The following is a 1,493-nucleotide window of genomic DNA, read 5'->3' as shown; positions in this document are numbered from 1 at the left end:
CGGCGCATACGGTCCGTCCACGCCGCCGCCGACCGCACCCTCGCGCCCTCCAGCGCGGCCCTGGGCGACCTGGAGGCACACGGCGTGCCCCGGGTCAGGCTCTGGCCGCGCGGGGTGGACACAGAGCGTTTTCGCCCCGAGTACCGGGACGACGCGCTGCGCCGCGAACTCGCCCCGAACGGCGAACTGATCGTCGGCTACGTCGGTCGGCTCGCCCCCGAGAAGCAAATCGAACTCCTCGCCGGAGTCTGCGGTCTCCAGGGCGTCCGTGTCGTGGTCGTCGGCGACGGGCCCAGCCAGCCGCACCTCACCGAGGCGCTGCCGGGCGCGGTCTTCCTCGGCCGGCGTACCGGCGACGAGCTCGCCCGTATCTTCGCCTCGTTGGACATATTCGTGCACACCGGACCTTTTGAGACCTTCTGTCAGACCGTCCAGGAAGCCATGGCCAGCGGCGTCCCCGTCGTCGCGCCCGCCGCCGGCGGACCGCTCGACCTGGTCGCCCACGGGCGCACCGGGTTCCTCGTCCCACCGCGCGACGAGAGTGCCGTGACGGACGCCGTGCGGACCCTGGCCGCCGATCCCGCGCTGCGGGCCGAGTACGGCACCGCCGCGCGGGCCATGGTCGAGGGCCGCACCTGGGCGGCCGTCGGCGACCAACTGATCGCCCACTACGGCGACGTCCTCGCCGCGCGCAAGGTGGTGGTGGCGGCGTGAACACCGCTGCGCTGCGGATCGTGCGGCTCGCCAACTTCGTGGCCCCCGCCTCCGGGGGGCTGCGCACCGCCCTGCGCGAGCTGGGCAAGGGCTTCAAGGAGGCCGGCCACGACCCGGTCCTCATCGTGCCCGGTGAGCGCCACACCGACCGGGAGACAGAGCAGGGCCGGGTCATCACCCTGCCCGGGCCGCTGCTGCCCGGCACCGGCGGCTACCGCGTCCTCGCCGACAAGCGGCGTGTGGCCAACCTCCTGGAACAACTCGCCCCGGACCGCCTGGAGGTCTCCGACCGTACGACCCTGCGCTGGACCGGCAAATGGGCCAGGCGGGCCCGCATTCCCGCCGTGATGGTCTCCCACGAGACCGCCGACGGCGTCCTGCGCACCTGGGGCCTGTCGGAGAACCTGTCCCGGCGCACCGCCGACGCCCTCAACGTCCGTACGGCACACACCTACGCGCGCGTGGTGTGCACCACGGAGTTCGCCGAGCGGGAGTTCGTCCGCATCGGCGCCCGCAATGTCGTACGGGCTCCGCTGGGCGTCGACCTGGTGGGCCGTAGTCCGGCGCTGCGGGACCCGGTGGTGCGCGCGGAGTACGCGCGCGTGGACCAGGTTCTGCTGGTGACCTGCACCAGGCTCTCCGTGGAGAAGAGGCCCGGCACGGCGCTCGATGCCCTGGAGGCGCTGGTACGGCGCGGGCGGCGGGCGGTCCTCGTGGTCGCCGGGGACGGGCCGCTGCGGGCCCGGCTCGAACAGCGGGCGCGGGAGCGCGGGTTGCCG

2 protein-coding genes are annotated in these 1,493 nt (G+C 74.0%); both read left to right on the top strand.

Going from position 1 to position 1,493, the window contains the following annotated elements:
* Positions 1-714: glycosyltransferase (locus tag R6V09_RS52975; RefSeq protein WP_317888533.1), on the top strand; the 714-nt coding region annotated here is incomplete at its 5' end.
* On the top strand, positions 711-1,493 hold a 783-nt coding region (locus tag R6V09_RS52970; protein ID WP_317888532.1), incomplete at its 3' end, for a glycosyltransferase. The genes R6V09_RS52975 and R6V09_RS52970, both read left to right, overlap by 4 nt.

The organism is Streptomyces sp. W16 (assembly GCF_033194735.1).
In the GTDB taxonomy this organism is placed as follows: Bacteria; Actinomycetota; Actinomycetes; order Streptomycetales; family Streptomycetaceae; genus Streptomyces.
This window is presented reverse-complemented; position numbering and strand designations above follow the sequence as displayed.